Below are 18,993 nucleotides of genomic sequence, written 5' to 3'. Positions count from 1 at the left end.
CGCAGCTAAATCCCGACGTCGGTAATTTCGTCGTACCAAATACCATATTTGTCTCCTTGCCATTTTAACAACGAGTACAAATATCCCGATGCCAATAGTAACAATCCGCCAACGAGCGCGGCTTCACTAAAAAGGCCAAGAATGCAAAAAACAAAACCAAATAGATGGCAAACCACCTCGACTCTTACCGCGGTAACACGACGTGGCCGAAACTGGAGATAATTCCAAGCAAACCAGAGCTTAAGTAGCAGCGGTAATGCTTTCCACGTATCTGATTTTCTGTCCAGTAAAAGCGACTCCTGAGTCAGGGTGTCAACACTTACATCCAGCGCCGCTGCGAGGCATTTTAATGATTCAACACTGGCATTGGCGCCATTTTCAATACGTTGGAAGGTTCTTACGTTCAACCCTGATATTTCTGCCAACTGTTCTTGTGACAAATGACGACTGATCCTCAATTGTTTTAAGATCATATCCATAACTCCTTGCTAGTTATCAAATCGCTCATGGCTAACACGTTATCTGATTTTAATCTAAATAACCCCGACATTTACCCGACATCAATCGAAAAGGGATAAACATCTTGGGCAGTCTGAGTAAATTGCGATCAATGATCGCCAAGAGCGTCTTAACGGTAATCTTTTAAATTTAACAACGTAAATTCCTCATCCGTATTCAGCTCACCAACACGTTTCACCATAAGATACCATTACTATTACATTGAATATTACTACTAATCATAGAGTTACAAACAATTGACATTGAGTTCATATTCGGTACTAATACGCATCTAGAAGTGCTTTAGGCTTCTCAACTAAGGAATTATTGTTTTTTCCACTTCATTTTTTAAAAGGATATAAAATGAAACTACGTTCATGGTTAGCTGCTACAGCTTTTTCGATAACCTCATTTACCATTTCAGCATATGATCACTCAACAATTGATCCCGTCGCCGCTGAAAGGGCTGGATTCAATCTACAAGGCCTACAGTGGCTAAATGGCTATAGTGCTCAAAATGAGTTCTCTTTTAACGACCAGAATCAATGGGCTGGAGTTCGTTGGGCCACAGCAATTGAAGTTGAAGCACTTTTAGCAAACGCCAATTTAGATGATTTAGATAGCGTATTTTTCAATACTGACAATAATGAAGTCGTTGAGATACATTACGGTGGAATTGGTTGGGTGAACGCAAGTGGGTATAATTGCCTTTCAAATGAAGTACTCAGAACGTTTGAGACAGTATGTAAGACAACTAAAGAATTCAACTTTTCACTTACACATGCAGACGAATATCGTTTTGGCTACGCCGATTGGAGTAAAAAAACATTAAATCTATTAGTAAAAATTCCAAACTATACGCCGCCAAAATCAGCGAATGAATGGGATGGATTATTAAGCGTATCAGCCTCTGATGGACCTCAACTCGATTTAAGTGGTTTAACCTGGATGCGTTACCCGATGCTCCAAGGCATGTCATCCCTTGATATTCGCCAAGCACTGCAACCCGGTGGAAGTTTAAGTGACTGGCGCTTTGCGACAACAGAAGAAATGATAGCATTATTTCGCTCGGACAAAACAGGTGAAGTCAATCGAGTTTTCTTAGGCAGTAAAGGCGATCACATGTACATGGCCTACCATGGATTCAACGTCAGTAAGTCAGATTGCTCTCCGCTATCTATGGAAAAGACTCCTTTGGGAGAAGATCAGGTATGTACGGTGCTAGTTCCTAGTAGCGGCGCACCTGCTTACGATCAAGACCTTAGTCGAGACATATACTATTCATTTACTAAATCTTTTATATTTTTACCTGAAGACAAACAAATAGCGTTAATGGCTGGACTCCTTCCTATGCTAGTGAAAGAATAACACATTGGAGTAAAGAGAGACCTGTCTTTCTTTACTCCTCCCTCGCTCGAAATGTCAGACGCTCTTGCTCTTATGTAACAATCAAGATAAATCATTCGCCCCTTTCCCTGTTTTTTGCCTCTCGGTCCGTGCTTTTATTCCAATCAACTTGCCATTACAATAACGCTCGCTGAATTTCAGGAGAAGCACTGTGTTACTGCACTATCACCCACCATTGGATCCTTACTTATCTTTCTTATACCAAGATGACGACATCTTGATCATTGATAAGCCCAATGGACTTCTGACGGTGCCGGGGAAAGATCCTGCACACTCGGATAGTGCGATTACTCGCGTAAACCGCGTTTTTCCATCCGCAAGAATTGTTCACCGCTTAGATATGGCAACCTCTGGGATTTTATGTATTGCAATGAACAAGGCCGCACATCGTGATTTAAGCATACAATTCCAAGACCGAAAAACCGCCAAGCGATACGTTGCTCGAGTGCTTGGTCACATCAAAGATGAGCAAGGTTCTGTTGAAGAACCTTTGATTTGCGATTGGCCAAATCGACCGAAGCAAAAAATTTGTTATGAAACGGGAAAACCTTCACTGACTCATTGGCAAGTAATTGAGCGCGAAGAAAATGCTACCCGAGTCGCTTTGACTCCGATTACTGGTCGGTCACACCAACTTCGCGTGCACATGCAATCGATTGGGCACCCTATTTTGGGCGATAAATTTTATGCAACGCCCGAAGGATTAGCTCAGGCTCCAAGGCTGCAACTTCATGCTGAAATGTTGCAAATCGCTCACCCAGTTACTAAGGAACTTTTGACCTTTACTTGTTGTGCTCCATTCTAGCTCTTAGTGACCATGTCTTGATGTTGCGTGTACTACGCTCTATTTATCGTTAAATACGTCATCCAAGTACGTTCACCACAACCGAATAAAATTTAAACATATGACAGTTGTCATCTTCAATTGGTGACAACTGACACTCATTTTTTCTCTTATTTTCGACGACACTTTGCTCACTTACTCTTTTGGTACATAAGGAAGCATGTGATGAGCAACCCCATAATTCAGGTTCAAGACCTCTGTTTTAGCCGAGGAAATAAGCCAATTTTGAGCTATTTAAATCTATCGGTCTCACGTGGTGAATGTATCGCCATACTCGGACCTAATGGTGCAGGGAAATCAACGTTTATCGACTTGTTACTCGGGCGTCTCGCTCCAAGCTCTGGTAATATTCAGGTACTTGGTGCAGCTCCCTCTCATCGGAAAAACAAAGACAAGCTGGGTGTTATGCTGCAAACCGCGACCTTACCAGGGAACACTCTGGTGAAGGAGTTCATCCAACTTTTCCGATCCTATTACCAGAATCCAATTAGTCACGCTCAAGCATTGCAATACAGCGGATTGCAAGAGGCCCAACACCAACGCTTTAGTGAGCTTTCCGGAGGCCAAAAACAACGCTTACTGTTTACCTTAGCTGTACTTGGCAATCCTGAACTCATTTTTCTCGACGAGCCTAGTCTCGCTATGGATGCATTGATGCGACGAGAAATGTGGTCACTGATACACGCGCTAAAACAAGCCGGTAAAACCATTATTCTCACCACGCATTATTTGGAGGAAGCCGATGCACTCGCCGATAAACTCGTGATCTTGAAACAAGGACAATTTATCGCAACAGGAAGCCCTCAAGAGCTTAAACACCAAAACCATAGCGTAGCGGTGCAATTCACAACCACGACGCCAGCTAACATAGTTGCCAGTATTCTCGACAATGTCGATTTCAATATCCACGAACATCAGGTGCAATTCCAACACGAATCACCTGAAGCTCATTCTGAAAAAGCTGTTTTTAGCGGGTATCGACATCCAGTCATTGCAAGTCACCCAAAAATCACTCGAAGAAACCTTTTTGCAATTAACCGAGGAGCGCGCAGCATGAACATTACTCAATTCAACACATTGATGCCTTTTTGGCTCGAAGCAAAATTCGACTTTTTGAGCGTATTACGTGCGCCTGGGTTTGTGCTCCCCTCGTTGTTGTTTCCCTGCGTCTTTTATATTTTTTTTGGGATTATTTTTAATCATGGAAGTGCCAGCAGTTACCTAATGGTGAACTACTGTGTATTTGGCATTATGGAGTCCTGCGCTATTTAACTTTGGGGTCAACGTAGCTCAAGATAAAGAAAACGGCTGTCTTGCTCTTAAAAAACTTTCGCCTATGCCATCGATTGCTTACGTACTGGCAAAAAGCTCAACGGCACTTTGCTTTTCCGCCGTCATAACACTTTTGCTATTTTCATTAGGTTTGTTATTTGCCGAGGTATCTTTATCACTTTCGCAATGGTTGCAGTTATTCTGTATCGCACTTTTAGGAACTTTACCCTTCTGTTTGCTTGGCTTGTTTCTTGGTTTGTCCGTCCCCTCCAAAGGTGCTCCGGCAACGGTAAACCTTGTCTACCTGCCGATGAGCTTGTGCTCTGGACTATGGATGCCAATAAATCTATTTCCAGAGTTTCTGCAACATTTTGCGTGGATCTTTCCAAGCTTTCATTTATCTCAATTAGGACTTGAGGTTATCGACGCAAGTCAAGGGTATCCCGCTCCTTGGCACATTGGCTATCTCGTTGTTTTTAGCTTGCTCTTTGTTTTTCTGACGTCCAAACAAATGCAAAAACAGTAGTAAACTTTTACCAAATTCGGCCGATACCTAATCAAGTTTGAATATCGGCCGAGGTAAACATGCACCGCAAAGTCTCCAAAATAGTCGCTCCCAAATATCAACCCAGTTTTGGTGTGATTCTAGGATTGATGATGACTTTGTTACTCGCGGCAAGTTTACCGAGTTGGGCAGAAGTTCCTGCACACATTATGCCTGTGCCTTGGACTGAACAGCTCGAGCAGGATATTGCAACAAAGCTACCTGCGGAAGAGCGAAAATCCTATACCACAGAGGAAGATGAAACCTTTTCGGTACTTTATCTTCCCTACATGGCTGCGGTTAAACGGGGCATTGTTATTTTACTTCCTGACTGGCGACAAAGTCCTACATCGATGAGTGGTTTTAGTTATTTGCGTAATGCCTTAACTGATGATGGCTTTGATACCTATGCGGTTGTGGTACCTGAAATCAATTGGCAAGCTGACTTAGCAAAACTCGATGAGGCCGAAGCTGATAAGTCCAAACAGGATAAGCCTGTCGAATTGATTTCAGAAGCCGTCATTGATGACTACAAAAAACGTCTCTTTGCACGCTTTAGTAAAGTATATGAAAACTTAGCAATGCGCTCAGATGAACAACTCATTGTCATCGCCCAAGGCACGAGCGCGGGTGTGTTGGCGGAATATTTTGCTAAAATGCCCTCTCTACGCGTCAATGCGTTCGTTTCTGTCAGCGCAATGATCCCAAATTCAGGTCGCAACAAACATCTTCCCGCAACATTGTCTTTGGTCGGCCCTGCGTTGCTTGATGTGTTTTATTCTACGGACACACCACTTGTGACACAGACCGTTCAAGACCGGAATCGTTGGGACTCGTCGCAATGCTAAATACGATTATCGACAACGCGAGCTATTTGGTCTGTCGCATGAACCAAGCCAACATGAGCGACTAAGAAAAGAGCTTGATGGCTTTTTAAGACAGCTCTAACCGCCTTTTTTTAGGTATTCGTAGGCAGCTTGGATCTCTTGACTCTTCTTTTTCGCTAATTCCATCATGTGTGGCGGCAAACCTTGTGAGACCAGTTTGTCTGGGTGGTGTTGCGACATCAATTTTCGGTACGCTTTTTTGATTTCTTTTTCGTTCGCCGTGCTTTCAAGGCCTAAAACCGCTAATGCACTGGTTCGAGAAACGGCTTGGGTATGCTCAGACGAATTGGCGCGAGAATGTGACTGCTGATGACGATGTTGGCTTGATTGTTGTTGTCTTCTCGAGTGTTCCGATTGGCGTTGCTGACGGAACTGAAATTCGGCCTGATAGCGTTTAATGATAAACAAATAATGCGTTTGTGAGATACCTAAGTGCTTACTTACTTGTTGTAATAACACTTGTTCATGTTCGGCCAAATGCCCATCGCTGTAGGCCATCTGAATTTGAATTTCAAGAAAAAGCTGCAATAAATCAAACCGACGACCAAAGGCTTCGCGAACATCACGAACCGATTCTTTAAGTGAAAAATCAGACTCTTTTCCCGCAGTGAAGGCGCGCTGCGCTTCTTTGCGGTCTTCGCCAAATAACTGCATTTCGTCCATAAACGCTGTTGCCGCTTGAATATGCACTTCACTGACGCGGCCATTAGATTTAGCAATATGCCCCATTACAGCAAAACAACTGGAGAAAAAAAGTGCCTGACGTTCATGCAACTCTTCGCCTTTTGAAAACCCCTGAAAACCACCAACTTTATCAAAGTCTTGTTTGAGGCTTTTGTCGAACATATGGCCGAGATAAAATCCAAGTGCAGCGCCAATAAAGCGGCCAAACATAAAACCAAAACACGTGCCTAATAGTTTTCCCCACATGCTACTGCCCTATTTCCTCATTAATTTTTGCCAAGCGCTCTGGCGTACCTACATCTTCCCAACACCCTAAATACAATTCGGTCGAAATCGACCCCTGTGTGAACTGCGCTCGTAAAATAGGACCTAAAGGAACAAAGCCTGGTTCCACGTTTTTAAAAAAATCAACGTGATAACGGGCTATCCCTGAAAAAGTGTATTTACTTTCATTGAATGGTTGATTGGCAAGCCGAAAATCGCCTTCAGGATGATGTAATGGATTCTCGACTAAAACAAGGTGCGCTTCGCCTGCCATCAACTCCAACTGAGTCATGGCGTGTAAATCATAGTCAGTAAAAATATCGCCATTCAACACGATAAAGCTATTAGAAGCGTTCGCAAGTAGTGGTAAAGCATGCACAATACCGCCAGCGGTTTCCAATCCTTGCTCAGGCTCTTGACTGTAAATGATAGACACGCCGAACGCTGAACCATCACCAAAATACGTCTGAATTTTATCACCTTGCCACGCAAGATTAATCACGATGTCTGTCACACCCGCTTTTTTACATCGCTCAATGTGATACTGTAAAAGTGGGATCCCTGCTACCTGCAACATCGGTTTTGGCATGGTTTCAGTTAACGGCATCATCCGTTTTCCGCGCCCTGCGGCCAAGATCATTGCCTTCATCGAATTTCACCCAACTTGTTTACCATTGCCGGAATTATGTCATGCTCAAGCCAAGATTCAAGCCACTGGCTGTGCTGGAATTTTTTGGAAATATCGAGAATGTATTGGAGTGTAGGAATGATATTCGCGAGATAGCCTGCTTTGCCGTCGCGTAAATAAAGACGACAGAAAATTCCTGCTGCTTTCAGATGCCGTTGCATTCCAGTGATGTCGAACGCACGTGAAAACGCATCAAAGGTTAACGTGCCTGCCACGTTTGCTTTTTGCAGTGTCTCGAACCCGTAATTGAGTAAGGTACCGAGACTCGTTGTCAGGCAGTTTCACGTAACAATCTCTAAGGAGCGAGACTAAGTCATAGCAAAGAGGGCCTTGTACAGCATCCTGATAGTCGATGATTGCCCATTCATTATTAATGCTCATGACGTTACGACTGTGGAAATCACGATGCATCGTCACTTTAGGTTGTGCATTAAACTCCTGAACTATCCAGTTAACTAGTTGATTCCAAGCCGTTTGTTGACTTGCAGACATCTCAACTCCCAACATTTTTTCTACAAGCCACTCTTTGAAAATCCCCATTTCCATTGCAACAAATTCGTCGTTGTATGGTCTCATAGCAGGGTGATTTGGGGTTTTCGCAACCAATGGCAATAAATCAATCAGTGCTTTGTAGTGTTCAATACGATTCGGCTCATTCAATCTGTTCGCCAGGTGAACATTGCCCAAATCTTCTAAAAGTACATACCCGAGTGACAGGTCTTTCGCTACAATGTTTGGAACACGTAAACCTGATAATTGAAATGCCTGATTCAATTCAATAAAAGGGGTTGGATCGACTAGCGCAGGATTGCTAACCATTAAAACGTATTGACTCGATGGCGTTGAGACTCGCCAATATTGTCGAAAACTAGCGTCACCAGTAATAGGCTCACAATCAAAATCGTTAAGCGCGGCGCGATGTAATAAAAAATGTTGTATTGTGCAATCTAAGTCTGTCATGGTTATTCGCGTTTTTGATTGTGGTTGTTACTGTATTTAACCCCAAATTCATTTATTATGTGGGGCTTTAGTTAATACGCATGGATATAGAAGGTTCGCGATGCAAAAAGTTTGGAGTATGTTGATTTTAAGTTCTGCCTCGATTGTGGCAAGCACAACCGCTTATGCCCAAACTCAGAATCAAACAACAACACCAATCACATCTTCCCTTCCTGCAATAAAACTATGCCAAGCTGCAACCCACTCAGTGTGGCAACCTTTACCTAATTTATTGCCTAATGCCATCGACATTCAAGCTGATGACGTTGAATTACAAGGCACTCAGAGCGCTGAGTTTAATGGTAATGTTGACATAAACACCAGTAAAATGACATTGCAAGCCTATTCAGCATTGATTGATAAGCAGCAAGGTTTGCTTCATGCGTCTGGTCCATTGGAATATCAAGATAAATTTACCCAAGTGTACAGTGCTGGACTTTTCGCTAACCTGAACGAAAACGCCATCCAGCTACTTGGCGCAGATTATCAGTTAAGCAACCAAATGGGTCACGGTGGTGCTGAAAAGCTGTCAATCAATGAAAATGGCCTGTCTCTCGAAAATTCAACGTTTACAACATGTCCAGGCGAAACCCCCTTTTGGCAAATAGAAGCGGACAGCATCGAACTATCGGCGGACAATGGCTGGGGAGAAACCAAAAACACGGTGTTGAAAATCATGGATGTACCTGTGGTGTACATTCCATACTTCACTTTTCCTATTGATGACCGCAGAAAATCAGGGCTATTACCGCCCACAATTTCCCCTTCAAGCAAATACGGTCTTGAGCTTGTTGCCCCATTTTACTGGAACATCGCGCCAAATTACGATGCGACCATCACGCCGCGATACATGTCTAACAAAGGGCTGCAGTTAATTAGCGAATTTCGCTACCTTACTGAGCAACATCAGGGTCTACTTGCGTTTGAATATTTGGGCAATGATAAGTCTGAAGATAATTTAGACGAACGTTACTTGGTGCACTTCCGTCAATCAAGCGACCTCGACCCGAAATGGCGCGCCAGTTTCGATATGACAAACATCAGTGATGATAACTATCTCACGGATCTTGAAAGTAACTACGCCAACACAACCGATACCCAGTTACAACGTACCGCGCTATTGAGCTATTTAGGCGATGATTGGCGAGTTAACCTCAAGCTACAAAACTTTGAAGTACTCGGCGATCATAAAGAAGCGTATGCCGCGATTCCTCAGCTGAGCTTTACCCGTAAGGTCAATGTAGCACAAGGACTACAGTGGGATTTGAGTGGCGAATTTGCGCATTTCCAAAACGATACTCTGGTGATTGATTCAGCTTCTCGTGTCCACCTTGAACCGAAACTAGCCTATCGTATAGACGACTATGCTTGGACTTTCCTTGCAGAGACGAGCTTATTACACACCTACTACGAACAAAATGGCGACCTCACGGGCACACAATTCGACGAAGAAGTTACGCGTACTGTGCCCAAGGTACGTCTTTATTCAAAGCTCAATTTCGAACGTGATACGAATCTGTTTGTTGAAAATGGCACTCAAACGTTAGAACCGCAACTGCAGTACCTTTACACGCCAAAGCGTGACCAATCAAACATTGGAACTCTACGATACCACGCGTCTGCAAGATGACTTTTTTGGTTTGTTTCGCGATAAACGTTTCTCAAGCGTAGACCGTATTGCTGAGGCGAATCAGTTTACACTTGGTGCGACAACTCGTGTATTCAACACAAAAAATGATGAAGTGTTTAATTTCAGCTTTGGCCAGATTTTTTATCTCAATGAATCGGTGAAACCAAGTCAATTAAGCTACTCCGATACACTCGATGAAACAAACTATAACGCCCTGCTTGCCGCAGAAACCATGTGGCACTGGCATCGCCGCTGGTATTTAGGTGCTGGAGTGCAATACGATACTGACGGGCAAAGTGTAGTGCAATCTCACGTTACGCTCGATTATAAAGGTGACAGTAATCAGCTTGTTCAATTGAACCATCGTTATGTAAATGATGTCTCAGGCTATACCATCGACCAAGTTGGCGTCTTCGCGAGTATGCCGATTAGTGATTCATGGCAAGTTGTCGCGAGTTATCATCGTGACTTAGAAGCGCGTCGAAGCATCGAAAGTTTCTTTGGATTGCAATATGAATCATGTTGTTTTGCGATACAAATTACTGGTCGACGTCAAATTGAAACTGACTTAAACAGTTCAATTGGCCAAGAGGATGCCATATTTAATTCAAGCATCGGCTTTAATTTTGTCTTGAAAGGACTTGGCAGTAACACGCGAAGTGATGTACAAAACCTCTTAAAACGCGGTATCTTTGCTTATAGAAGACCCTATTTCTTAAATAATTAGAATCAGAAGTTTATGAATTTAAAAAAGATAATTTTAGGTGTTTGCCTAAGTTTAAGCGTAAGCCAAGCGGCCATCGCACAACGAGTTGAACTCGATAGAGTCGTGGCAACCGTAAACAACGGCGTGATATTGAAAAGCGAAGTAGATGTTCTTGTTGCTCGAGTTAAGAAAAACGCGGAAGAACAAGGCACAGAGCTGCCTTCAGAAGAAACATTACGCGTTCAGGCTATCGACCGGTTAGTTGATAAAGAAATAATGATGCAGTTGGCAGGCCGCATGGGTCTTGAGATTTCTGATGCTCAGCTTGATCAAACGCTCACCAACATTGCTCAAGAGCAAGGTGGTACGCTTGCTGACCTGCGTAAGACTATTGAATCGTCTGGTGAAAGCTATGCGTCTTACCGCGAAGACATCCGTCGCGAAATTACCACAGGCCAAGTTATGCGTGCAAACGTAGATCGTCGTATTTACGTGAAGTCCACAAGAAATTGATAACCTTATCAAAATCATGGAAACGCAAGGTGGTAACAACGAAGAATATGACATCGGCCACATTTTGATTAAAGTACCAGCAAAAGCAACTGCTGACGAAATTCAAGCTGAACGAGACCGAGCTGATAACGTATTAAAATTACTAAACAAAGGTGAAGATTTCCGCCGTATTGCTATCGCATCTTCGAGTGGTGCTAAAGCACTTGACGGTGGTCAATTGGGTTGGATGGGCATCAACGACATGCCAACACTGTTTGCTGAAGCGGTGAAAGGCAAAAAGAAAGGTGAAGTGATTGGCCCGCTTCGCTCTGGAGCTGGTTTCCACATCATCAAAATTCAAGACATTCGTGGTCAACAACTCGTAGAAACAACTGAAGTACGCTCGCGACATATCTTAATCAAGCCATCGATTATTTTGAGCGAAGAAAAAGCCAAGACGATGTTGGAAGGTTTTTTGAAAGATTTGCGTGAAGGTAAAGCTGATTTTGCCGAGCTTGCGAAGAAACATTCTGAAGACCCAGGTTCTGCACTTAAAGGTGGCGAATACGATTGGACGGACCCAAATACTTACGTTCCAGCTTTCCGAGACACATTGGCGTCACTTGAAAAAGGGCAAATTTCAGAGCCATTCAGAACAACTTATGGCTGGCACATTGTTCAACTTCTAGATAAACGTACGGCAGACAAAACAGAAATCGCTAAACGCAACCGCGCACACGGTATTCTGTTTAACCGTAAGTTTAAAGAAGAGAGCTTTAAGTGGCAGAATGAAATGCGTGAACAAGCGCACGTTGAAGTTTTACCGGCAGATAAATAATGACGTTACGGATTGCGATTACACCCGGTGAACCTGCTGGTATCGGACCTGATTTAGTAGTTAAATTAGCGCAAAAAGCGTGGCCAGCTCAGCTGGTCACGGTGGCTGACAGTCAACTGCTCATCGACCGTGCTAAGATGCTTGGGCTTGCGCTTAACGTCATTCCCTTTGACCCAACAAAACCTGCAGAACCTACGCCTGCAGGGTCAGTATATTGCCTTCAAGTTGATTTAGGTGCTGAAGTAGAACCTGGAAAACTCAATGAAAGTAATGGTCAGTATGTTTTAGACACACTTCGCATTGCCTCTGAGAAAAACATGGACGATACCTTTGCTGCAGTCGTTACCGGTCCTGTACACAAAGGCATAATCAATCGAGCTGGTATCTCGTTTAGCGGGCACACTGAATACTTTGCCCAACAATCGAATACATCCCATGTCGTGATGATGCTGGCAACTGAAGGTCTGCGTGTAGCATTGGTAACCACGCACATTCCTCTCGAATATGTTTCTCGTGCGATTACCGCTGAGCGCCTCAGTAAAGTTGCTCGTATTCTTCATGGCGACTTGAAAACAAAATTTGGCATTGAAAACCCACGTATTCTTGTTTGTGAGATCAATCCACACGCAGGTGAAGATGGCCATTTAGGCCGTGAAGAAATCGACACAATCCGTCCTGCACTTGAGTTGCTCAATCAGGAAGGTATGAATTTCATCGGTCCATTGCCTGCAGACACGCTTTTCCAAGCGAAATATTTAGATAATGCGGACGCGGTACTCGCAATGTATCACGATCAGGGATTACCTGTGTTAAAATATAAGGGATTTGGAAATTCCGTAAATATTACGCTCGGGCTACCTTTTATCCGCACCTCTGTTGATCACGGCACTGCATTGGATTTAGCAGGAACAGGTGACGTTGAAGTCGGTAGTTTTGATTTAGCTATCCGTGAAGCAATTAAACTTGCTACAGAGAAAACACAAAATTCATGAACGATAATGTACACTTAGGTCACCGCGCTCGTAAGCGTTTTGGCCAAAACTTTCTAAACGATGACATGATCATCGACAAAATTGTGACTGCCATAGATCCAAAGCCTGGCGATAATCTCGTTGAGATCGGTCCTGGTCTTGGTGCCATCACAGAGCCTGTTGCAGAGTTATCGGGTCATCTGACTGTTGTTGAATTGGATAAAGATCTTGCTGAGCGTTTGATCCATCATCCTTTTTTAGGCCCTAAATTGACCGTCAATCAAGGCGACGCGATGAAGTTTGATTTTTCATCGCTTATTAAAGACGACAAGAAACTAAAAATATTTGGTAACCTACCCTACAACGTGTCGACTCCTCTGCTGTTCCATTTGTTTGAATTCGTGGACAATGTCGAACATATGCACTTCATGCTACAAAAAGAAGTGGTTAACCGTATGGTGGCAAGTCCAGGTAGCAAAGCATTTGGTCGTTTAAGCGTGATGACGCAATACTATTGCCACGCAATGCCTGTTATTGAAGTACCACCAACGTGTTTTAAACCAGCACCTAAAGTGGACTCAGCCGTCGTGCGTTTGATCCCGAAAGATCCAAGTGCAAGAACGGCGAAAAGTACAAAAATGCTCAACACGGTGTGTTTGGAAGCGTTCAATCAACGCCGCAAAACACTACGAAACAGCTTGTCTAATCTACTCACTGAAGCAGAACTGGCAGAACTTGGTGTTGATGCAACACTCCGTGCAGAAAACATATCTTTAACTCAGTTCATCGCGATTGCTAACTATCTCCATGACAGACAACCGTAATTTAAATTCACCGATAAAGGTTTCTGTCGAAACCTTTTACGTTGAAGCTCAATCCGAGCTCGAACAAGACAAATATGTCTTTGCGTACACCATTACCATCAAAAACCACAGTTTGTGTAACGCAACACTAGAAAGTCGTTATTGGCTTATCACTGATGCAAATGGTAAAGAATCGGAAGTAGAAGGCGAAGGTGTGGTTGGTGAAACGCCCACGATTCGTCCGGGTGAAAGCTACAAGTATACGAGTGGTGCCGTACTCGAAACGCCGGTCGGTACAATGCAAGGCTACTATGTGATGCGTAATGAATTTGGTCATGAATTCCAAGCCCCTATCACGGTCTTTCGTTTAAGCACGCCAAACATTTTGCACTAATCCATGGCAAATTACGTTGTAGGTGACTTACAGGGTTGTTTTGAACCTTTACAGACGTTGTTGGATATCGTCGACTTCAATCCAAGCCAAGACCACTTATATTGTGTCGGCGACATTGTAGCTAGAGGGCCAGATTCACTGGCGTGTCTTACTTTTTTAGAAAAACACGCAGCCAGTGTTTCTATCACCCTTGGCAACCATGATTTGCATTTACTTGCTTGCCAAGCACTCGGAAAAGCACCAAACCCGAAAGATAAGTTAGCAACTCTGTTTGCATATCCCGATAAAGAAAAGCTGCTGTGCTTTTTATCCTCACAGCCACTTGCTCTTTTTCATCATGCATCAAACACGTTGATAAGCCATGCTGGCATTTACCCAACTTGGACAAAAGCACAAGCACTCGCCTTTTCGCAAGAAGCAGCGAGGTGTTACCAAGGCAATAACGCTAAAAATTTTTTTAAAACGATGTATGGTGAAGCTTCAGTAAAGGACGTAGTTTCAAGTGACGAATTTATTCGATTTAGAGCAATCGTTAACATCTTCACTCGCATGCGCTTTTTAGAACCAAATGGAGAACTAAACCTTTCAAATAAAGAAGGTATAGACAGTGATGGATCATTGATCCCTTGGTTTAAACACCCCGCCCTTAAAACGCCACCATGCAACCTCGTCTTTGGCCATTGGGCTGCTTTAGAAGGAAAAACGGAACGTTCTAATATTATAGCATTAGATACCGGTTACGTTTGGGGAGGTGCCATGACATTACTGAATTTAGACACACAAGAATTTATAAAAGTAGATGCAAACATTTAACCTATTTAACTGAAATTATTGCTGACATCTGCTATAAAAGACTTAACTTATCCTACATAATTCCGATAAGTATTCAATTCGATTAGTAAATTTGGAATATTCTATGAATCTAACCGTCAGCCAGCGTATTTGGGGTGGGTTTATCTTCATCACGTTGCTATTACTTATGATCGGGGGTAACTCCTTGATGAGAATAGCAAATATTGACAGCTCCACTCAGTTAGTTAATACCCTGTCTCTACCCGCTTTGGATAAAAGTTCCGAGTTGCAGGTAGAATTCTCATTGATGAGTAAAGTGGCGCAAGGTAGCTTTTACGCCAAATCAGAAGATAAACTTTCAACGTTAAAGGGTGCATTTGCAAAACGTAAAGAAACGTTTGATAGCACTTATCAAGAGTTGAAGACGGTTGTAAGCCATAACAATAATGCGAAGTTAACAAAAAGCGCGAATGAAGTTGGTGAAACCTATCAGGCATTTTTAAAGTCTGTTGACAATCTAATGAAAGACAAAGCGCTTGAATTGTCGCTTAAAAAGTCTACTCGTACACAACTTGAAGCTCTTGAAACGGCTGCTGAAGATGCAAACACGGTCGTGCTCGATATTATCGATTTAGATGGCTTTGCCGATACGGACAAGCGTGCGGTTCAAGCTGCGAATAACATGGAAACGAATTTCACTTCGTTGGTTTCTAAAAGCACGGATATTTTAACGGTTGATAATTTAAACACGCTTGAAATCGTAAAGCGCGAGCAAGCTTATTTCATCACTGAGCTTGAAAAAAGCATGGCGTTACTCACGCCTATCGTTCAAAAACTTGATGCGGATATGTTGAATGACCTCAACAACTATTTCGACGCTGTACAAAAAAATGTGTCGGGATCAAACGGCTTAGTTGAAAATCAACGTCGCCTAATCAATGCGATTGAGATGACGCAAAAAGAATTAGAAGACGCAGAAAAAGCGACAAATGCGGCCTTAACGCAACTTGATGAACTGTTACTTGAAGCCAGTGAAGTTGCTTTCAAATTGCAAAAAGGAGTTCGTGAAGACGTCGACTCTGCGAATTTATGGACGTGGATGGGTATGATCATCGCGACGTTGATCGCAATTGGTGTGGCCTATGCGACGATCAGCAAAATTACAACTCCACTTGCAGAAGTTAACCGCATTCTCGACATTGTTGCTCGTGGTGATATGACCCAACGACTGGATGACAAAGCAAAAGATGAGTTTGGTGAACTTGCTCGCTCATGTAATAGCCTAATCGATAATCTACGTGAGCTTATCACGGGTATCGTATCACGCTCTACACAGCTTGCTGCAGCTTCTGAAGAAACATCTGCGATTACAACAGAATCAAGCCAAGCGATTCGCAACCAGCAGGCACAAGTTGAGCAAGCTGCAACTGCGACGACAGAAATGAGCAGTACATCGCACGGGGTGAGCAACAGTGCACACCAAGCGTTATTAGAAATTAAAAACGCTGATAAAGAAGCTGAGCGTGTTAAAGGTATTTCTAACGAGAACAAACACACTATCGAGCAACTTGCTCGCGAAGTCGATGAAGCTTCTCGCGTTATTAATAAACTTCACCAAGACAGCGCATCTATTGGCAGCATTTTGGATGTTATTCGCGGTATTGCGGAACAAACTAACCTTCTTGCACTTAATGCTGCGATTGAAGCTGCTCGCGCGGGTGAACAAGGTCGAGGCTTTGCGGTTGTAGCGGATGAAGTTCGTTCGCTTGCGAGTAAAACGCAAGAGTCAACGCAAGAAATTCAAACGATGATTGAGTCGCTGCAAAGTGGAGCTCAGGAAGCTGTACATGCAATGTCGAAAGGCAAACATCAAGCAGAGTCGTGTGTTGAGCAAAGTGATTTAGCTGCACAAGCACTTAATTCAATTACTCAAGCCGTTTCTCAAGCTCACGATGTAAGTGAAGAAATTGCGACCGCGGCGCAAGAGCAACAACAAGTGGCACAAGAAATCAGTGAACGTTTAGAGTCAATTGTTGCCATTGCTGAACAAACGGCTGAAGGTGCAAACCAAACTTCCATCTCGAGTTCTGAAGTAGCAAAACTCGCTGAAGAACTTCGTTTGTCGGTTTCACAATTTAAAGTATAAGAGGCGCAGTCCTCTTCACTTTCATCACAATTGGTGATGTTATTGTACTAATCGAAAAAAACCCGCTCATTGAGCGGGTTTTTTATATCTTGACTAATGAGATTAGAATAATGCTTCCGCTTTTTCTACCACATTGTCAACCGTAAATCCGAACAGCTTGAATAGCTCACCAGCAGGTGCAGACTCACCAAAAGTCGTCATCCCTACAATCGCGCCATTTAAGCCGACGTACTTGTACCAGAAGTCGCTAATACCCGCTTCAATTGCTACTCGACGGGTAACTGAACGCGGCAATACACTTTCTTGGTATTCAGCCGACTGTGCGTCAAATGCATCTGTAGAAGGCATTGAAACAACACGAACGCTCTTACCTTTGCCACGCAACACGTCAGCTGCATCAACCGCTAGCTGTACTTCAGAACCTGTTGCAATAAGGATGATTTCAGGTGAGCCATCACAGCTTAGCACGTAACCACCACGCTTAATAGCAGCAACTTGTTCGTCAGTACGAACCTGTTGCTCAAGGTTTTGACGAGAGAAAATGAGCGATGTAGGACCATCTTTACGTTCAATTGCCTGTTGCCATGCAACTGCTGACTCAACTTGGTCACATGGACGCCAGTTAATTAAATTTGGCGTCATACGCATGCTTGCGATTTGCTCAACAGGTTGGTGCGTTGGACCATCTTCACCTAAACCGATTGAATCGTGCGTATAAACGAAGATGCTCGGTTGTTTCATTAACGCAGCCATACGAACGGCATTACGCGCATACTCCATGAACATTAGGAACGTAGCGCCGTATGGGATAAAACCTTTGTGCAGTGCAATACCATTCATGATGGCTGACATACCAAATTCACGTACGCCGTAGAATACGTAGTTGCCTGAGGCATCATCAGCTGTAAGGCCTTTAGAGCCATCCCATAAGGTAAGGTTTGAGCCAGCCAAGTCTGCAGAACCACCCATAAACTCTGGCAATAATGGACCAAACGCATTTAGTGCATTTTGTGACGCTTTACGCGTTGCAGGGTTTGCAGGGTTTGCTTGTAATGACGCAATGTATGCATCCGACTTTTCTTTCCAGTCCGCAGGAAGTTCATTCTTCATACGGCGTTCAAATTCAGCGGCAAGTTCAGGGTACTCAAGTTGATATTGAGTAAATTTAATTAACCAGTGACTTTGCGCTTGCTGTCCGCGAGACGTTGCATCCCATTTCGCATACACGTCTTCTGGAATTTCAAATGCAGGATGCTTCCAACCTAAGAACTCACGCGCAGCTGCAATTTCTTCATCGCCAAGCGGTGCACCATGACAATCGTGGCTGCCTGACTTATTTGGCGAGCCGTAGCCAATTACCGTTTTACAACAGATTAGTGTAGGTCTCTCAGTTTCTGCGCGAGCTGCTTCAATAGCTGCTTTAATAGCATCACTGTCATGCCCATCAACACCACCGATAACATGCCAACCGTAAGACTCAAAACGCTTTACTGTGTCATCAGTAAACCAACCTTCCACGTGACCATCTATTGAAATGCCATTGTCATCCCAAAACGCGATAAGTTTACCAAGACCTAATGTTCCCGCGAGTGAACACGCTTCGTGAGAGATGCCTTCCATCAAACAGCCATCACCTAAGAATGCATAAGTGTGGTGATCAACAATGTTATATTCGCCGCGGTTGAATTGGGCTGCAAGCGCTTTTTCAGCGATAGCCATACCAACAGCATTGGTGATGCCTTGACCTAGAGGACCAGTCGTTGTTTCAATCCCTGGCGCGTAACCATACTCTGGGTGACCTGGTGTTTTTGAGTGAAGTTGACGAAAATTCTTCAAGTCATCAATCGATAAATCGTAACCTGCAAGGTGTAGCAAAGAATAAATCAGCATTGAGCCATGGCCATTTGACAGCACAAAGCGGTCACGGTCATACCAATCAGGGTTATTTGGATTGTGCTTTAGATAATCGCGCCAAAGGACTTCGGCGATATCCGCCATGCCCATAGGGGCGCCTGGGTGACCTGATTTAGCTTTTTGTACTGCGTCCATCGACAAAACGCGGATCGCATTCGCGAGTTCTTTGCGAGATGGCATGAATTCTCCTAGATTAATAGTTCTGCGCGGGTAAATTGAA

At 43.6% G+C, this 18,993-nt stretch carries 16 protein-coding genes and 2 pseudogenes; 12 read left to right on the top strand and 6 right to left on the bottom strand.

Annotated features, from left to right (window positions below):
• Positions 1 to 5 precede the first annotated feature (5 nt).
• Positions 6 to 473, bottom strand: a complete 468-nt coding sequence (locus tag J5O05_RS13185) for a helix-turn-helix domain-containing protein (RefSeq protein ID WP_208842423.1) — start codon at positions 471 to 473, stop codon at positions 6 to 8.
• Between the two features lie 388 nt (positions 474 to 861).
• Between J5O05_RS13185 and J5O05_RS13180 the strand changes: the two genes are divergently transcribed.
• The 5 genes from J5O05_RS13180 to J5O05_RS13160 all read left to right on the top strand — a co-directional run bounded on the left by J5O05_RS13180 (position 862) and on the right by J5O05_RS13160 (position 5,413).
• The gene (locus J5O05_RS13180) at positions 862 to 1,866 is read left to right on the top strand and encodes a hypothetical protein (protein WP_208842422.1); all 1,005 of its coding nucleotides are present in this window, start codon (positions 862 to 864) and stop codon (positions 1,864 to 1,866) included.
• Between the two features lie 190 nt (positions 1,867 to 2,056).
• Positions 2,057 to 2,710, top strand: coding sequence for a bifunctional tRNA pseudouridine(32) synthase/23S rRNA pseudouridine(746) synthase RluA (gene rluA / locus J5O05_RS13175; protein WP_208842421.1), 654 nt, complete (start codon positions 2,057 to 2,059; stop codon positions 2,708 to 2,710).
• A gap of 204 nt (positions 2,711 to 2,914) precedes the next feature.
• Positions 2,915 to 4,021 carry an ABC transporter ATP-binding protein gene (locus tag J5O05_RS13170; RefSeq protein ID WP_208842420.1) on the top strand — a complete coding sequence of 369 codons (1,107 nt, stop codon included), beginning with the start codon at positions 2,915 to 2,917 and terminating at the stop codon, positions 4,019 to 4,021.
• Positions 3,987 to 4,547 carry an ABC transporter permease gene (locus tag J5O05_RS13165; RefSeq protein WP_208842419.1) on the top strand — a complete coding sequence of 187 codons (561 nt, stop codon included), beginning with the start codon at positions 3,987 to 3,989 and terminating at the stop codon, positions 4,545 to 4,547. The genes J5O05_RS13170 and J5O05_RS13165 overlap by 35 nt, the downstream gene beginning before the upstream one ends.
• Positions 4,548 to 4,606: 59 nt before the next feature.
• The gene (locus tag J5O05_RS13160) at positions 4,607 to 5,413 is read left to right on the top strand and encodes a DUF3530 family protein (RefSeq protein WP_208842418.1); all 807 of its coding nucleotides are present in this window, start codon (positions 4,607 to 4,609) and stop codon (positions 5,411 to 5,413) included.
• 96 nt (positions 5,414 to 5,509) lie between these two features.
• On the opposite strand, the gene djlA is transcribed toward J5O05_RS13160, so the two are convergent.
• The 4 genes from djlA to J5O05_RS13145 are packed head-to-tail and all read right to left on the bottom strand — an operon-like array spanning position 5,510 to position 8,048.
• The gene (gene djlA / locus J5O05_RS13155; protein ID WP_208842417.1) at positions 5,510 to 6,382 is read right to left on the bottom strand and encodes a co-chaperone DjlA; all 873 of its coding nucleotides are present in this window, start codon (positions 6,380 to 6,382) and stop codon (positions 5,510 to 5,512) included.
• Position 6,383: 1 nt separating this feature from the next.
• The gene (gene murU / locus J5O05_RS13150) at positions 6,384 to 7,049 is read right to left on the bottom strand and encodes an N-acetylmuramate alpha-1-phosphate uridylyltransferase MurU (RefSeq protein WP_208842416.1); all 666 of its coding nucleotides are present in this window, start codon (positions 7,047 to 7,049) and stop codon (positions 6,384 to 6,386) included.
• Complete coding sequence (locus J5O05_RS21935; protein WP_244369619.1) at positions 7,046 to 7,303, bottom strand: hypothetical protein; 258 nt, start codon at positions 7,301 to 7,303, stop codon at positions 7,046 to 7,048. Before J5O05_RS21935 ends, murU begins: the two co-directional genes overlap by 4 nt.
• Positions 7,281 to 8,048 carry an aminoglycoside phosphotransferase family protein gene (locus J5O05_RS13145; protein WP_244369617.1) on the bottom strand — a complete coding sequence of 256 codons (768 nt, stop codon included), beginning with the start codon at positions 8,046 to 8,048 and terminating at the stop codon, positions 7,281 to 7,283. The genes J5O05_RS21935 and J5O05_RS13145 overlap by 23 nt, the downstream gene beginning before the upstream one ends.
• A 100-nt stretch (positions 8,049 to 8,148) precedes the next feature.
• On the opposite strand from J5O05_RS13145, the pseudogene lptD reads away from it, so the two are divergent.
• The 7 genes and pseudogenes from lptD (at position 8,149) to J5O05_RS13110 (ending at position 16,859) form a co-directional block, all read left to right on the top strand.
• Positions 8,149 to 10,444, top strand: a pseudogene (lptD, locus tag J5O05_RS13140) (LPS assembly protein LptD).
• A 12-nt stretch (positions 10,445 to 10,456) separates the two neighbouring features.
• Positions 10,457 to 11,753 (top strand): annotated as a pseudogene (gene surA / locus J5O05_RS13135) (peptidylprolyl isomerase SurA).
• Complete coding sequence (gene pdxA / locus J5O05_RS13130; RefSeq protein WP_208842415.1) at positions 11,753 to 12,745, top strand: 4-hydroxythreonine-4-phosphate dehydrogenase PdxA; 993 nt, start codon at positions 11,753 to 11,755, stop codon at positions 12,743 to 12,745. Before surA ends, pdxA begins: the two are co-directional and overlap by 1 nt.
• Positions 12,742 to 13,548 carry a 16S rRNA (adenine(1518)-N(6)/adenine(1519)-N(6))-dimethyltransferase RsmA gene (gene rsmA, locus J5O05_RS13125; RefSeq protein WP_208842414.1) on the top strand — a complete coding sequence of 269 codons (807 nt, stop codon included), beginning with the start codon at positions 12,742 to 12,744 and terminating at the stop codon, positions 13,546 to 13,548. The genes pdxA and rsmA overlap by 4 nt, the downstream gene beginning before the upstream one ends.
• Complete coding sequence (gene apaG, locus J5O05_RS13120; protein ID WP_208842413.1) at positions 13,532 to 13,921, top strand: Co2+/Mg2+ efflux protein ApaG; 390 nt, start codon at positions 13,532 to 13,534, stop codon at positions 13,919 to 13,921. Before rsmA ends, apaG begins: the two co-directional genes overlap by 17 nt.
• A gap of 3 nt (positions 13,922 to 13,924) precedes the next feature.
• Complete coding sequence (locus J5O05_RS13115; RefSeq protein WP_208842412.1) at positions 13,925 to 14,734, top strand: symmetrical bis(5'-nucleosyl)-tetraphosphatase; 810 nt, start codon at positions 13,925 to 13,927, stop codon at positions 14,732 to 14,734.
• A 103-nt stretch (positions 14,735 to 14,837) separates the two neighbouring features.
• A complete protein-coding gene (locus tag J5O05_RS13110; protein ID WP_208842411.1) occupies positions 14,838 to 16,859 on the top strand; it encodes a methyl-accepting chemotaxis protein in 2,022 nt (673 codons plus the stop codon).
• A 102-nt stretch (positions 16,860 to 16,961) separates the two neighbouring features.
• Here the strand turns inward: J5O05_RS13110 and tkt are convergent, their stop codons facing one another.
• Positions 16,962 to 18,953, bottom strand: a complete 1,992-nt coding sequence (tkt, locus tag J5O05_RS13105) for a transketolase (protein ID WP_208842410.1) — start codon at positions 18,951 to 18,953, stop codon at positions 16,962 to 16,964.
• Between the last annotated feature and the right edge of the window lie 40 nt (positions 18,954 to 18,993).

It is taken from the genome of Pseudoalteromonas xiamenensis (genome assembly GCF_017638925.1).
GTDB lineage: Bacteria > Pseudomonadota > Gammaproteobacteria > Enterobacterales > Alteromonadaceae > Pseudoalteromonas > Pseudoalteromonas xiamenensis.
This window is presented reverse-complemented; position numbering and strand designations above follow the sequence as displayed.

What these genes read in the sequence shown, in the direction of transcription:
- J5O05_RS13145 (WP_244369617.1), bottom strand. Translation starts at nt 8,048, where the DNA reads ATGACAGACTTAGATTGCACAATACAACATTTTTTATTACATCGCGCC.
- murU (WP_208842416.1), bottom strand. Translation starts at nt 7,049, where the DNA reads ATGAAGGCAATGATCTTGGCCGCAGGGCGCGGAAAACGGATGATGCCG.
- J5O05_RS13180 (WP_208842422.1), top strand. Translation starts at nt 862, where the DNA reads ATGAAACTACGTTCATGGTTAGCTGCTACAGCTTTTTCGATAACCTCA.
- djlA (WP_208842417.1), bottom strand. Translation starts at nt 6,382, where the DNA reads ATGTGGGGAAAACTATTAGGCACGTGTTTTGGTTTTATGTTTGGCCGC.
- J5O05_RS13185 (WP_208842423.1), bottom strand. Translation starts at nt 473, where the DNA reads ATGATCTTAAAACAATTGAGGATCAGTCGTCATTTGTCACAAGAACAG.
- tkt (WP_208842410.1), bottom strand. Translation starts at nt 18,953, where the DNA reads ATGCCATCTCGCAAAGAACTCGCGAATGCGATCCGCGTTTTGTCGATG.
- J5O05_RS13110 (WP_208842411.1), top strand. Translation starts at nt 14,838, where the DNA reads ATGAATCTAACCGTCAGCCAGCGTATTTGGGGTGGGTTTATCTTCATC.
- apaG (WP_208842413.1), top strand. Translation starts at nt 13,532, where the DNA reads ATGACAGACAACCGTAATTTAAATTCACCGATAAAGGTTTCTGTCGAA.
- J5O05_RS13115 (WP_208842412.1), top strand. Translation starts at nt 13,925, where the DNA reads ATGGCAAATTACGTTGTAGGTGACTTACAGGGTTGTTTTGAACCTTTA.
- J5O05_RS13160 (WP_208842418.1), top strand. Translation starts at nt 4,607, where the DNA reads ATGCACCGCAAAGTCTCCAAAATAGTCGCTCCCAAATATCAACCCAGT.
- rsmA (WP_208842414.1), top strand. Translation starts at nt 12,742, where the DNA reads ATGAACGATAATGTACACTTAGGTCACCGCGCTCGTAAGCGTTTTGGC.
- J5O05_RS13170 (WP_208842420.1), top strand. Translation starts at nt 2,915, where the DNA reads ATGAGCAACCCCATAATTCAGGTTCAAGACCTCTGTTTTAGCCGAGGA.
- pdxA (WP_208842415.1), top strand. Translation starts at nt 11,753, where the DNA reads ATGACGTTACGGATTGCGATTACACCCGGTGAACCTGCTGGTATCGGA.